At 30.8% G+C, this 12,214-nt stretch carries 16 protein-coding genes; 11 read left to right on the top strand and 5 right to left on the bottom strand.

Features of this window, described 5'->3' with window-relative positions; all coding sequences use genetic code 11:
* Positions 1 to 50: 50 nt before the first annotated feature.
* Entirely contained in the window at positions 51 to 1,652 is a 1,602-nt protein-coding gene (locus FM121_RS06960) for a cell division site-positioning protein MapZ family protein (RefSeq protein ID WP_086951450.1), read from the bottom strand.
* A gap of 186 nt (positions 1,653 to 1,838) precedes the next feature.
* Here FM121_RS06960 and FM121_RS06955 point away from each other — a divergent pair, with 186 nt between their 5' ends.
* From FM121_RS06955 to FM121_RS06910, 10 genes are all read left to right on the top strand, one after another.
* Complete coding sequence (locus tag FM121_RS06955) at positions 1,839 to 2,471, top strand: hypothetical protein (RefSeq protein WP_086951449.1); 633 nt, start codon at positions 1,839 to 1,841, stop codon at positions 2,469 to 2,471.
* Between the two features lie 331 nt (positions 2,472 to 2,802).
* Positions 2,803 to 3,807 (top strand): tryptophan ABC transporter substrate-binding protein, encoded by a 1,005-nt coding sequence (gene trpX / locus FM121_RS06950; RefSeq protein ID WP_086951448.1) that lies wholly within the window; start codon positions 2,803 to 2,805, stop codon positions 3,805 to 3,807.
* A gap of 1 nt (position 3,808) precedes the next feature.
* A complete protein-coding gene (locus FM121_RS06945) occupies positions 3,809 to 4,684 on the top strand; it encodes an ABC transporter permease (protein ID WP_086951447.1) in 876 nt (291 codons plus the stop codon).
* Positions 4,681 to 5,427 carry an ABC transporter ATP-binding protein gene (locus tag FM121_RS06940; protein WP_086951446.1) on the top strand — a complete coding sequence of 249 codons (747 nt, stop codon included), beginning with the start codon at positions 4,681 to 4,683 and terminating at the stop codon, positions 5,425 to 5,427. Before FM121_RS06945 ends, FM121_RS06940 begins: the two co-directional genes overlap by 4 nt.
* A gap of 93 nt (positions 5,428 to 5,520) precedes the next feature.
* A complete protein-coding gene (locus tag FM121_RS06935; RefSeq protein ID WP_086951445.1) occupies positions 5,521 to 6,117 on the top strand; it encodes a VanZ family protein in 597 nt (198 codons plus the stop codon).
* A 9-nt stretch (positions 6,118 to 6,126) separates the two neighbouring features.
* Positions 6,127 to 6,657, top strand: coding sequence for a GNAT family N-acetyltransferase (locus tag FM121_RS06930; RefSeq protein ID WP_086951444.1), 531 nt, complete (start codon positions 6,127 to 6,129; stop codon positions 6,655 to 6,657).
* A 159-nt stretch (positions 6,658 to 6,816) separates the two neighbouring features.
* Positions 6,817 to 7,392, top strand: coding sequence for a CGNR zinc finger domain-containing protein (locus FM121_RS06925; protein WP_086951443.1), 576 nt, complete (start codon positions 6,817 to 6,819; stop codon positions 7,390 to 7,392).
* A 71-nt stretch (positions 7,393 to 7,463) separates the two neighbouring features.
* Positions 7,464 to 8,465, top strand: coding sequence for an alpha/beta hydrolase family protein (locus FM121_RS06920; RefSeq protein ID WP_086951442.1), 1,002 nt, complete (start codon positions 7,464 to 7,466; stop codon positions 8,463 to 8,465).
* A 107-nt stretch (positions 8,466 to 8,572) separates the two neighbouring features.
* Complete coding sequence (locus tag FM121_RS06915) at positions 8,573 to 8,890, top strand: PadR family transcriptional regulator (protein WP_086951441.1); 318 nt, start codon at positions 8,573 to 8,575, stop codon at positions 8,888 to 8,890.
* A gap of 2 nt (positions 8,891 to 8,892) precedes the next feature.
* Positions 8,893 to 9,516 (top strand): DUF2812 domain-containing protein, encoded by a 624-nt coding sequence (locus FM121_RS06910; RefSeq protein WP_086951440.1) that lies wholly within the window; start codon positions 8,893 to 8,895, stop codon positions 9,514 to 9,516.
* 20 nt (positions 9,517 to 9,536) lie between these two features.
* On the opposite strand, the gene FM121_RS06905 is transcribed toward FM121_RS06910, so the two are convergent.
* The 3 genes from FM121_RS06905 to FM121_RS06895 all read right to left on the bottom strand — a co-directional run bounded on the left by FM121_RS06905 (position 9,537) and on the right by FM121_RS06895 (position 11,197).
* Entirely contained in the window at positions 9,537 to 9,824 is a 288-nt protein-coding gene (locus FM121_RS06905; RefSeq protein WP_086951439.1) for a putative quinol monooxygenase, read from the bottom strand.
* Positions 9,825 to 9,932: 108 nt separating this feature from the next.
* The gene (locus tag FM121_RS06900) at positions 9,933 to 10,679 is read right to left on the bottom strand and encodes a hypothetical protein (RefSeq protein ID WP_086951438.1); all 747 of its coding nucleotides are present in this window, start codon (positions 10,677 to 10,679) and stop codon (positions 9,933 to 9,935) included.
* 332 nt (positions 10,680 to 11,011) lie between these two features.
* A complete protein-coding gene (locus FM121_RS06895; protein WP_086951437.1) occupies positions 11,012 to 11,197 on the bottom strand; it encodes a GNAT family N-acetyltransferase in 186 nt (61 codons plus the stop codon).
* Positions 11,198 to 11,240: 43 nt separating this feature from the next.
* Here FM121_RS06895 and FM121_RS06890 point away from each other — a divergent pair, with 43 nt between their 5' ends.
* Positions 11,241 to 11,840, top strand: coding sequence for a sugar O-acetyltransferase (locus FM121_RS06890; RefSeq protein WP_086951436.1), 600 nt, complete (start codon positions 11,241 to 11,243; stop codon positions 11,838 to 11,840).
* On the opposite strand, the gene FM121_RS06885 is transcribed toward FM121_RS06890, so the two are convergent.
* A complete protein-coding gene (locus FM121_RS06885; protein WP_086951435.1) occupies positions 11,841 to 12,206 on the bottom strand; it encodes a hypothetical protein in 366 nt (121 codons plus the stop codon).
* Positions 12,207 to 12,214: the final 8 nt, after the last annotated feature.

Here is a 12,214-nt window from a genome sequence, read left to right as displayed (position 1 = left end):
ATAAAAATAGGGAAATAACAACCAAATTGTTATTTCCCTGTTTAGTTCTTTTAGTTTGGTCCGTTACCTTTGAACCAACCAGTCTTAGCATTGATTGTTACGACATAAAGTGGAAATTCTTCTGCTTTACTTTTCGGGAATATTTTTGAATTTGTAGTGGCGTATAAGTTATAGAAACCTTCACCATTTTCAATGTAAACAGGTTCAAGATAATAGCCACCTTCAGCTACGTAGCCTCGGCTAATAACTTCGGAAATAACTTTTTCTTGAATTCCAGGGTTCCAAGCCCAAGCATCATCATTATTATTGATATTACCGTCTTTACGATTTCCCCATTTATAATTAGGGTCTGTTGCTTTAAACGTACCACTAGAGTTGTTGTTATTATTGTTATTTGGGTTTGCTTGAATTTGTTGCTCTTGTTGAGCTATTTTTGCTTGTTCAGCAGCAAAAGCCTCAGCTTCAGCTTGTTTCTCTTTTTCTTTTTCATCTAGGAAAGCTTTTACTTTATCAAGTTTTTCAGAAAATTCTTTTTTAACTCCTGGGTCTTTGATAGCTTTAATCGCTTTTTCAGCGTCATCATATTGCTCTTTTGAAGCTTCTTTGACCACTTGATCTTCTTTATAAACAATAGACAAACTATCATTTGCTTTTGTTAATGAAGATTTTTGCTCTTCTGCTTCAGAAAATGCTTTATTATAAAGAATATCAAAGCCATCTTTTTCAGTTGCAATTTTATTCATCGATAGTTTATCTGCATTTTTTACATAAACTTTTGTATCCAATTGATCCGAATCAATAATAGGCTTTTTGAAAACTTCGTTGATCGCATTTTGCTTATTAAACTTTTCTTCAACAGTATCGAATTCTTTTTTTAAGTCCGCATAATCCTCTTTGCCCTTTAGTTTTTCTAAAGATTCTTTTGCTTTTTTGATGTCATCTTGTGTCACATTCTTTTTTAGGTAGATATGTTCAGACGAACTATATAGAGAATTAAGATTTAATTCTGTCGTTGAAACAAGTTCAGTTGTCGCTTTTTCTTCATTCTTTTTTTGTTGTGTAGAGTAGAAAGTTAAGCCTCCTACGATAAGGACAACTGTAGCAGACAATCCAATAATTGCTTTAGTTTTCTTTTTATTAGAAGAAGGTTGTTCTTTATTAGATTTAACCTCAACAGATTCTTTATCATCACTGACTACCACTTCAATTTCATTGATGGGTTCATTATTTACTTCTAACGGATCTTCAGAATGGATATCTAATGATTCTTCTTTATCAATAAAAGTTTCTTCGATCTCAGTTGTATCTTCAGAAGAGATATTTTCGTTAGAAATAGGTTGGTTTTTCTCTGTTTCAGGCTCTTTTTTTTCTTCTGATTGGTTGCTGATTGTTTCAGCTTCTTCAATAGTATCTGAAGTGTTATCTACTGATGTTTTTCCACGATGCTTAAACGTGGGCTCGCTGAAATTTTCATCAGACTTATTTTCAGTTTCTTTGAACGTTTTAAATGTTTGTGTTTTTTCAGGGTCAAAAGTTGCGTCATTTTCATTTTGTTCATTCATCGGAATAAAAAGGTCACAGTTTGGACAATACTCTTCTCCAGATTTGAATTGATGACCACAATTAGGGCATTTCTTAATTTCATTTGTCAAAATAATGTCTCTCCTAATCTTTAAAAATAGCTTTTCAATTAAACTATTATATACCATTATGAGTTAAAAATATAGTGAAAACTAAATATCTAACAAGATCAGTTACTGTTTTTATGATACTTGGTATTCTCAATCTTAAAATTATAAGTTATAATAGGACTATTAACAAAATAAGGTGGTTATTCAATGAAGGTAAAGACTACGAATAATGAGGGATTAGCGGGACAATTATTAACCGTATTAAAAAAGAAAAAAACGATAGCGATAATAGTTGTAGTCATAGCTTTTTTTATTATTAGTCATTTATTTGTTTCGGCATACAGAGAAACGATAAGAGAAAGACAGATAGAGTCAGTAGCGAAAGTCACATTTAAAAACAAACAATTTAAAAATGTTAAAAACGCTGATATCAATACAATACTATCGAGTAAAGAACCTGTTGTTTTAGGAATTATTAATCCTACCAACAATAAAGGTTACGATGAACTTGAAAAAATGTTTAATGAAGCAAAATCAATCGAAGGACTTCCAGAAATAGTGTATATTTATCAACCGATTTATGGTAATCAAAAAAGCGTTGATAATTTAAAATTAGACAAAAAAAATAATTTTTTGTTGATTGAAAATGGAAAAGAATCAAAACGATATGCATTTGATACATTAAAAAATGGTGCTTCAGAATTAGTTGATGAAGTAAACTTAATGATTAATCCTAAAATTCCGCAAAAAAAACCAAAGCGTGTTGAAAAGAAAGATGAGCTTGATTTTAATCCTAATCCTAGCGATGGCACACACACATCTGAAGTTGAATTTGAGTAATTATATATTGACTTTTATATTTTTTATGGGTAAGATATGTTTATTATTTTAACGAAAGAGGGATTGTCATGGAACAAATAACAAATAAATTTTCAGATTTTAAATTGAATAGCTTTTCATGGCAAACTTGGCGTAGATAGTTGTATTTAGGCTAATCATTTGGCGTGGGTACAGCTTTTTAGAAATTATTCTAAAAATATGTATCTATGTTGGGTAAAGATGAATTATACCGCATAGATTATGCGGTTTTTGTTTTGTCTATTATGATAGATGAGCGATAACCAATAATAGGTTATCGCTCTTTTTTTATTCTAAAGGAGGAAATATAAAAATGAAAAATAAAAAATTAAACATCACACTTATCTTATTATTCAGTTTCTTAATATCTAGCTTTATTATGGATAGTCAAAAATTAAAATCTGAGAATAAAAAATCAGATATTCCGGTAGTGGGAATCCTGCAATTTGTAAGTCATCCGGCATTGGATCAAATTTATCAAGGCTTAATTGACGAATTGAGAGAACAAGGATACGAAGATGGAAAAACGGTGAAAATCGTTTTCCAAAATGGACAAGCAGATCAAAGTAAGTTAACAAGCATGAGCCAACATTTGTTAAATGAAAAGTCAGATGTCCTTGTAGGAATAGCTACACCAGCTGCACAGGCACTCGCTAATCAAACTAAGGATATTCCCATTGTATTAGGAGCAATTAGTGATCCTGAAAGTGCTGGATTAGTCTTAGATAATGATAAACCAGGAGGAAATATTACAGGTGTTAGCGATCAATCACCTATTAAAGCCCAATTAGATTTAGTTCATCAGGTTTTACCAGAGAAGAAAAAAATGGGTGTTTTGTATTCATCTGCAGAAGATAACTCAGCTTATCAAGTAGATAAAATATCAGAAATTGCCACAAAAGAAGGGTATGATGTCAAAAAATATGCAGTCCCTTCTACAAATGAGATCCCACAAATGATGCAAGTTATGGCAAAAGAAATCGACTTTATCTATCTGCCAACAGATAATACAATGGCTAATGCCATGCAAACAATTGTTGATGTAGGAAATCAATATAAGATTCCGATTATCCCTTCTGTTGATACAATGGTTGAACAAGGTGGATTGGCAACGGTTGGTATAAACCAACATCAATTAGGCGTTCAGACAGGCAAGATGGTTGTTGATATTTTGAAAGGAAATAAAGAACCTAAAGATACACCTATTTATACTTTTGATACAGGTGATACAGTTGTGAATAAGAAACAAGCTCAATTATTAAATATCACAATTCCAGATAGTATTTTAGATAAAGCTATTATTAAAGGAGGACAATAAAATGATTGTATCAACAATTGCACAAGGTTTTTTATGGGCTGTTCTGGGATTAGGTATCTTTTTAACCTTTAGAATTCTTAATTTTCCTGATTTAACAACAGAAGGAAGTTTTCCTTTAGGTGGCGCTGTTTGTGTCACTGCAATTACACATGGCATATCTCCGATAATAGCGACTTTATTGGGCATTATAGCTGGAGTGTTAGCCGGTCTTACAACAGGTTTATTATTTACAAAAGGAAAAATACCGATTATCCTATCAGGAATATTAGTGATGAGTGGTTTAAATTCTGTCATTTTATTTATCATGAAATCACCAAATCTTTCATTATTAAATCAGAAAAAAATATTTGATAGTTTAAACTTTTTGAATTTACCACCTAATTTCGATAAAATTATCATTTCTCTTATTGTCTTAATAGTTGTAATTGGAGGTATTATCTTTTTTCTAACAACTAATATAGGTCAAGCATACGTTGCCACAGGAGATAATGAAGCAATGGCCAAATCGTTTGGCATTCATACAGATCGAATGAAAATTTTAGGTTTGATGGTTTCGAATGGTATTATCGCTCTTTCGGGTGCATTAATTGCCCAGAGTGAAGGTTATGCAGATGTGAATAAAGGAGTGGGAATCATTGTTATTGGTCTAGCTTCAATTATTTTAGGAGAATTGCTGTTTGGTAATTTGACTTTACCAGAACGCTTAATTGCGATTGTCATTGGTAGTATTTTATACCAACTTTTAATTTTAGTCGTAATCAAACTAAAATTTGATACGACTTATCTGAAGTTATATTCATCATTTATTCTAGCAGTATGTCTAATGGTTCCACAAATTAAAGATAGAATTTTTCCTAAAAAGGAGGTTATTAAATGAGATCACCCATACTAACCATTAAAGACGGTATCAAAGTAACTGATTCAGGCATGCGAATTATGGATCAACTAAATTTAGAAATTAACCAGGGTGATTTTATAACGATTCTTGGTGGAAACGGAGCAGGTAAATCCACGCTATTCAACTCAATTAGTGGTAATTTATTTTTAACTTCGGGTGAAATAATAATCAACGAAACAGTTATAACTCAACTTTCGGAGGAAAAACGAGCAAAATTTATCGGGCGAGTATTTCAAGATCCTAAGTTGGGAACAGCTCCCCGAATGACTGTTTCAGAAAACTTACTCATTGCTAGTTTGAGAGGTAAAAAGCGAGGCTTTTCTTTAAGAAAGTTAGCTAATAAGGAAATTTTGTTTCATGATCTTTGTAAAACGATTGGTAATGGTCTAGAAAATCATTTAGATACGCCTACAGGAGATCTTTCAGGAGGACAAAGACAAGCATTAAGCTTGTTAATGTCGACACTACAAAAACCAACCTTACTCTTGTTAGATGAACATACAGCCGCACTAGATCCTAAAACTGCCAAACATTTGATGACTTTGACAAATAATATTATAGAAGAAAATCATTTAACTTGTCTAATGATCACACATAGAATGGAAGATGCTTTGAAATATGGAAACCGTCTATTAGTGTTAGAACAAGGTAAAATAAAAAAAGATTTTAATCAACAAGAAAAAGAAAAATTAACAATGTCAGATGTCTTATCCTTTTTTTAATATATTAGTAATATGTAAACCATAAATTAGTTCTAAAGTCCAATAATAATTAGAACTTCCTTACGCTATAATAGAGTCTAAGGAGGTTTTTTTATGTTAAGTTTTGTCTTAGCTTTTGTTATATTAACCATTTATAATTATAAACATCAAAAAAGATTATTTAAAATAATGCATTACCGAGAGATTAATCATTATATTTTAGGGTATGGAGTAATGCTCTACTTGTTGATTATGTTAAAAGAAATTATTGGATTTCCAAGTTTATCAAATTGGCAGCGAGTTCTAAACGTACAAGGCAATATTTTTGATCCTAATATTAGTTTTATCCCATTTGGGACAGGAATACTTCACTCAGATTATTTAAATATCCTTATGTTCGTTCCTCTAGGATTCTTATTACCTCTTATGTGGAGCAAATATCACTCATTTAAAGAAACCTTAAAGTATGCCTTCTTCTTATCACTATTTATTGAGTTAAGCCAATTATTTACACGATTTAGAGCAACAGATATAAATGATCTTATCACTAATACTTTTGGAGCTGTTATTGGATGGTTGTTTTACTTAGCTGTATCAAAATGGCTTTTAGAAAAAGTAAAACCAATCCCTTTGTTTCAAGCAAGCCATTTTTTCTCTTTCGAGCCTAAGATGTATGTTTTGATTGCCGCAATTTGCAGTTTTATGAGTTAGGAGATTAAGATGAGTATTAAACTAGTTAAGGTAGATCAAGTTACAGATCAGCAACTTTTTATTTTTAAGAAGTCATTTTTACAAGAAAAAGAATTAATTCACGGTTCTTCTGGTCTAACAACAGCACCGGATATTAAAAAATGGAGAAAACAAGTGACAAAAAAAGAATTGAAACCATTAAAAAATCAAACAAAAGTAACGCAGTTTATGGCAGTAGACGAATTAAATAACTTAGTGGGAGTGGCGAGTGTGAATCATCAGTTGACTGGACAACTTCAACTAAATGGAGGTCATATTGCATATTCTGTTAGTAAACTTTATCGAGGAAAAGGGTATGGAAAGCAAATTCTAAAAGAAGTCTTATTTTTCTCAAAAATAGAGTTGCAACACTCACATGTATTACTCACATGTGAGTCAAATAATAATTTTTCTAGAACTGTTATTCTGTCGAGTGGTGGAATATTAGAAAGCAGAATCCAGATAAACCAAACAAATATAGAACGTTATTGGATAAATTTAAATAAAAATAATACTTTATAAAAAAGAAATCGATGTTTATACATTTCGATTTCTTTTTTTATTAACTTCTTATAAGTTTAAAAGAGGTTAGTTTCAGTTATTAATAACTGTTCATTATTATTTTTAATGGTTAGTTTTAGCTTTTTGTATGGTATACTGATTCTAAAGTAGGTGAGAATTATGATAGACATATTTCCAAATATAACAGATAATTTCGCGTTAAATTTTTTAAATACTCGATTAATGAGGAATGGAAAAGTAATAGAATTAATTCAATCGGTTGAAAATTTAAAAGAATGGTCAGAGTCTCCTATCGAAAAGAGTTCATCATACAATACACAACTTTCAATATTCAGTACTTACATAGAAGGAATAGATACGTTAGATCCTGTAATTACATTTAGAAACTATTTACACGAATTATTGGTTAGTTTCATCAATAGAGAAGTGACTGAAAATGAAATAAAAGAGCTAATTGAAGAAGAAACGCTAGCAAATCCTTTTTCTCTTATTTTTGTAGATAAAAAAGTGATTTACGTACCCACTAAAAATGGTTTAGAAGGTATTAAAGCCTTAGTTTTTTTATCGCTATCAGAACTCATTGAATCCAAAGAACTAAATAAAATAAGTCGGTGTGCTAATGATAGCTGTCCACTATTATTTATTAATAAAAACGGTAGAAGAAAATGGTGTTCGATGAAAATATGTGGTAACCGTTCCAAAGTTGAACGCTTTGAAAATAAAAAAAATAAATAAAGTATTTTCATTGACTGTGTGGTTACAACAAGATTTATACTAGTCGCAATAAAAGAAAGGTGATAGTAGATATGAAAAAAGTAATCAGTCAAATAGTCATTAGTTTAACCGTAACGGGTGTGGTGTTAACTTCTATTTTTATAATAGGAAATAATTACCAATTTAAAGAAGAAAAAATAGCAGTTAAAATAAAAAACAAAACATTGTCTTCAGTTATTGTGACTCCTAAAAAGGGAGAAGTAAAAGGTGTTATTTTCTTTGTTCATGGTGATGGCCCTCAAAACGCTACTCAGGATGGTGGTTATTATCCAATAATGGAACGTTTTGCTAAACAAGGGTTTGCCTCTGTTTCATGGGATAAACAAGGAGTAGGACAATCAAGTGGAAATTGGTTAGATCAATCAATGCAAGATCGCGCTAATGAAGTCAGTGATGTCATTGACTGGACAAAGAAAAATCGCCCAGAATTATCGGCTAAAATCGGCTTGTGGGGAGCTAGTCAAGCAGGTTGGGTAATTCCTAAAGTTGATAAAATGAGAGAAGATATTCAATTTTCTATCTTACTTGCTCCAGGAGTGAATTGGCTAAGTCAGAGTACTTATTTTACTGAAAATCAAGCCAAAAATAATGGTAAAAATGAAAAAGAAATCCAAACAGAAATTGATGGATTTCAAAAAGATAGTGATTTAATTTTAGAAAAAGAGAATTATGAAATATACCTTAAAGCTGGCGGAACAAGTAAAATGACAGAAGATCGTTATCAATTTGTTAAACGTAGTATGACTTTAGATGCTACTAATGATTTAAAAAAAATGAACAGTAACGTTCATCTGATTTTAGGTGAAAAAGATAAGAATGTAAATTCAAAGGATACAGAAAAAGCTTATAGAAAAAATGTGAATCCTGATAATTTGACAGTTAAAATGATAAAAAATGCAGAACACCGAATGGTAAACCCTTCGATTGCTAATTCTGAATTTTTAATGACCATTACAGCTGTGTTTTTACCTAAATATTATTTAGTAAGTGAAGAGTTTTTAAATTATTCAGAAAAACTTGTTAGAAATGAATAAATAAAATTAACTGAAACTAGTACATTTGTATTGGTTTTTTTATACAGTTGAACTGTACATTCTAACTGTATAGTAGTACTATATAGTTAGAATAAGGAGGTAAGTAAATGGAGAGGCCTAAACTACCCTTAACTGAAACTGTTTTTTATGTGCTAACTGCTTTTAAAAAACCAACATATGGTTATCTTGCTATAAAATCTATTGAAGAAATGAGCGAAGGAACTGTAAGAATTGCAGCTGGTACGATGTACGGAGCTATTGAAAATTTACTCAAGCAAAATCTTATAGAACAATTACCTTCAGAATTAGAAAGGCGAAAAATGTACCAAACTACAGAACTAGGTAACAAATTGCTGGTATTAGAAATTGAGCGAATGACACATTGTATATCGATTTGGAAGCAATCTTTAAAAGGAGAGGATTAATCTTGGAGAAGAGTAAATGTAAATATTTTTCAACTATTGAAAAAGAAGAAGCGTGGCTGAATAAAATGATGATAAATGGTTGGTCACTTATAGAGGCGCCTGGATTTGGGCAATATAGATTTATTGAAAATGATAATAATAATCTAGTTATCCGAATTGATGTCAGAGAGTTCAAAGAATATACTGAACGAAATGCATATGTTCAATTTATCAGTGATTCTGGTTGGGAGTATATAAAGTCAAGAGAGAAGAGTCATAAACTATATTTTTTAGGACAACTTGATAAGAGTAACGAATTATTTTCAGATGATCAATCAAAATATGAACGAGAATTACGATCTAAGAAAAAAATTGATACAACTAACAGTTTAATTATGCTATTTTATGTAATTCTTTTTTTTAATGAAAAAGATAAAGCGATTTTGTTTGATTTGAAAAAAGCCTTTTTAACACCAGGAATTTGGGAGAAAACAGGGGAAGCATTTAGAAAAGCCTTTTTATTTGAGTTACCTTTTGCGTTAGTGAGACTTTTGTTAGCGTTTGGCCCCTTTATTTTATTTGGTTATTTAATTTATCAATCATATTTAGTACGTAAGTCTATTAATCGATACAAACAAAGAACCTGAAATATTACTTCAGGTTCTTTTTACTGGACTATTTCCATCCGTGTATATTTAGCTTCTCGACTAATATGTTGATCAATTAGAGGAACTAGACGTTTGAAATGCTCTGTCTGTGTATGTAGATTCAGTGCCTCCTCATCAATCCAACGTTCTAAAAATAGGAAATGGCCTTCTTTTTTTAAATCTCGCGTCAATTCATAAGAAATACATCCAGATTCTTGTCGTGTTTTATAGACTAACTCTTCGTAATAGGGGAGGACAAGTGGAATTGATTCTACAATTATAAAGTCTTCAGCAATAAGTAATAACATTATTCTCTCCTTTATTTTTATTATGATCATTGTACCTCAAAGAAAAAGAGGGGGTCAATAAAAAAATCAATCCGAGATTATTCTCAGACTGATCAGGTGTCACTATGATTACCATTTTTTATTGAAGCTTTTACTGTAATCTTCTTTCGATGTTTCACTTAATTCAATAGCACATTCTTTATAGGCAGCTTCCCAGCTTGGTTGTCTAGTATCTTTATAGCCTTTTTCAGTGATAACATAATTTTCTGGTTTCAGAATCCAAACAATAGCTTGTTTTTCAACTAAAGTTTTAACAGATGATAAAATAACTTCGTCAGTAGCATTGTTATTACTTAGCTCTTTAATTAACGCTGTAACATCTGTAGTGAACATTTTTCCAGTGTAAGCATGTTCCCAGTGAAGCATAACATTAGAATTTAAAAGTGTATCCTCTTTACTCAATGATTTGTTTAATTTAGCAACATCTTGATCACTTAAGTTTTCTGCTACAGCAAGAAAACTAGGCTCTTCAATTATTTCAATGATTTTATCCATGCTAAATTTTAAACTGTAGTTGTGATTTCGTAAATCTTCTACACCTAAGCTTTTAGCAAAATCATCCGCACCTTTAGATACAAAAAGATTAAAGGGTAGGGTATTTCTCCAAGAAGCAGTCATAATAGTGATAGTCTCTGTGATCAGCATTGATTTTAATTCTTTTATCTGTTCATTTGATTCATGTGCAATTTCAGTGCTAAGAGTCACTGCAGTTTTAACTAGATCAGCAAAATAAGCAGTTCTACCGTTAATCAAAATTTCTCGATTGTTTCTGATTGTCTCCAATGTTATTTCTTTGGTTTGTATACTATTATTCAAATATTCCAGCTCCTAAATCTATTTTTTACTTATTTATTATAGCATTAATTTATGGGTTTGTATTTTTTTATAATGTGAATTTTTCAAAGAGGGCAGATGAACTATTTTTTAAAATTAAGAATAAACTAAAATTTCTCTTATTGGTTTACATAATATATATTAAACCAAGTTGATTTTAGAAGTTAAAATGTAGGTGTTTATGATTATTTTTAAGCATTCAATATAAATTCTTTATCTGTTTGTGTCTGTGACGTTTCATTTTCTATAAAGTTTATGGATGCTTGGTTGGTTATCTTTATGCACGTGAGCAATAATCTTTGTTATAGATAAATTCAACCATAATAAGTTAATAAGTTAATTAATTCTTTTAACATTTCATAAGTAATTTCTTGGCGCCAAAATTGACGATTCATTGTGTAACCAATTTCACAAAAAGTACCATTTTCAGCTAAAGAAACACTGATGATTCCAATAATTTTATATGTATTAATATCTTTTGTTTTTATAAAATAAAGCATTATAATAGTTATAACTAATTAAATTAATTGGAGGACTTTATTTATGCTTTTGGAAGAACAATTTGATCATATGGCAACTGGTAAAATGTATAACGATGTGACACCTGAATTAATCAACTACAGAGAACAAATTATTTTTAAAACAAATAAATATAATAAGAGTTTTGGTCACTCTGAACTGATTCGTACTGACCTATTGCGCCAAATTGTTGGAAAAATGGGGAAAACAGCGCATTTTGAACCTAATTTTAGGTGTGAGTTTGGCAAAAATATAATTTTAGGCGAAAATTTTTATGCTAATTTTGATTGTATCATGTTAGATGGCGCTAAAATTACAATTGGTGATAACGTCTTGTTTGGTCCTAGAGCAGGTATTTTTACATCTAATCACGCGATTGATCCTATTGAACGTGCTAATGGTGGTTGCTACGCAAAACCAGTAACCATTGGAAATAATGTGTGGTTTGGCGCTAATGTCACTGTCAATCAAGGTGTGACAATTGGCGATAATACTGTTATCGGTTCTGGTAGTGTTGTCACAAAGGACATTCCAGCTAATGTAGTGGCTGCAGGAGTACCCTGTCATGTCATTAGAGAGATAACTGAACAGGATAAAACAGATTATTCGGCTATAAATAGCTAGTTAGAATGAACGTTCTAGTTCGGTTTCAACTGAGCAAGTGGGTGAATTTTCATCAGGAGCTTCTACATAAACTATTTTGTTAAAACCAATTTCAGTCCAAAATTTCAAACCAAGATAATTAGAACCAGAAACGAGTAATTGACAGGTATTTATTCCTTTTTGACGGTATAAATTGTCTAATAATTCGATAGTTGATCTTCCAATGATATTTATACTGATAGGAGGGTTTCCAATTTTTTCTCTGATATCTTCTAATGGCTTTAAAGGCTCTCGACCTTCAACTTTAAGGAAATATGGAATAGATTCTTCGAAAATTTGATTTAAACTTTCTTGATGATCATTTGTACTTTTGGCTATTTTTATCATAACTGGTT

The sequence above is a fragment of the Vagococcus fluvialis bH819 genome, assembly GCF_900163795.1.
GTDB classification, from domain to species: domain Bacteria; phylum Bacillota; class Bacilli; order Lactobacillales; family Vagococcaceae; genus Vagococcus; species Vagococcus fluvialis_A.
The sequence above is the reverse complement of the archived record's forward strand: the minus strand, read 5'-3'. Positions and strand labels throughout refer to the sequence as shown.

Bases quoted from the DNA above. Each gene is read 5' to 3' on its own strand.
- trpX (WP_086951448.1), top strand. From the start codon at position 2,803: ATGAAAAATAAAAAATTAAACATCACACTTATCTTATTATTCAGTTTC.
- FM121_RS06915 (WP_086951441.1), top strand. From the start codon at position 8,573: ATGGAGAGGCCTAAACTACCCTTAACTGAAACTGTTTTTTATGTGCTA.
- FM121_RS06930 (WP_086951444.1), top strand. From the start codon at position 6,127: ATGAGTATTAAACTAGTTAAGGTAGATCAAGTTACAGATCAGCAACTT.
- FM121_RS06885 (WP_086951435.1), bottom strand. From the start codon at position 12,206: ATGATAAAAATAGCCAAAAGTACAAATGATCATCAAGAAAGTTTAAAT.
- FM121_RS06945 (WP_086951447.1), top strand. From the start codon at position 3,809: ATGATTGTATCAACAATTGCACAAGGTTTTTTATGGGCTGTTCTGGGA.
- FM121_RS06905 (WP_086951439.1), bottom strand. From the start codon at position 9,824: ATGTTATTACTTATTGCTGAAGACTTTATAATTGTAGAATCAATTCCA.
- FM121_RS06920 (WP_086951442.1), top strand. From the start codon at position 7,464: ATGAAAAAAGTAATCAGTCAAATAGTCATTAGTTTAACCGTAACGGGT.
- FM121_RS06955 (WP_086951449.1), top strand. From the start codon at position 1,839: ATGAAGGTAAAGACTACGAATAATGAGGGATTAGCGGGACAATTATTA.
- FM121_RS06940 (WP_086951446.1), top strand. From the start codon at position 4,681: ATGAGATCACCCATACTAACCATTAAAGACGGTATCAAAGTAACTGAT.
- FM121_RS06895 (WP_086951437.1), bottom strand. From the start codon at position 11,197: ATGCTTTATTTTATAAAAACAAAAGATATTAATACATATAAAATTATT.
- FM121_RS06890 (WP_086951436.1), top strand. From the start codon at position 11,241: ATGCTTTTGGAAGAACAATTTGATCATATGGCAACTGGTAAAATGTAT.
- FM121_RS06935 (WP_086951445.1), top strand. From the start codon at position 5,521: ATGTTAAGTTTTGTCTTAGCTTTTGTTATATTAACCATTTATAATTAT.
- FM121_RS06925 (WP_086951443.1), top strand. From the start codon at position 6,817: ATGATAGACATATTTCCAAATATAACAGATAATTTCGCGTTAAATTTT.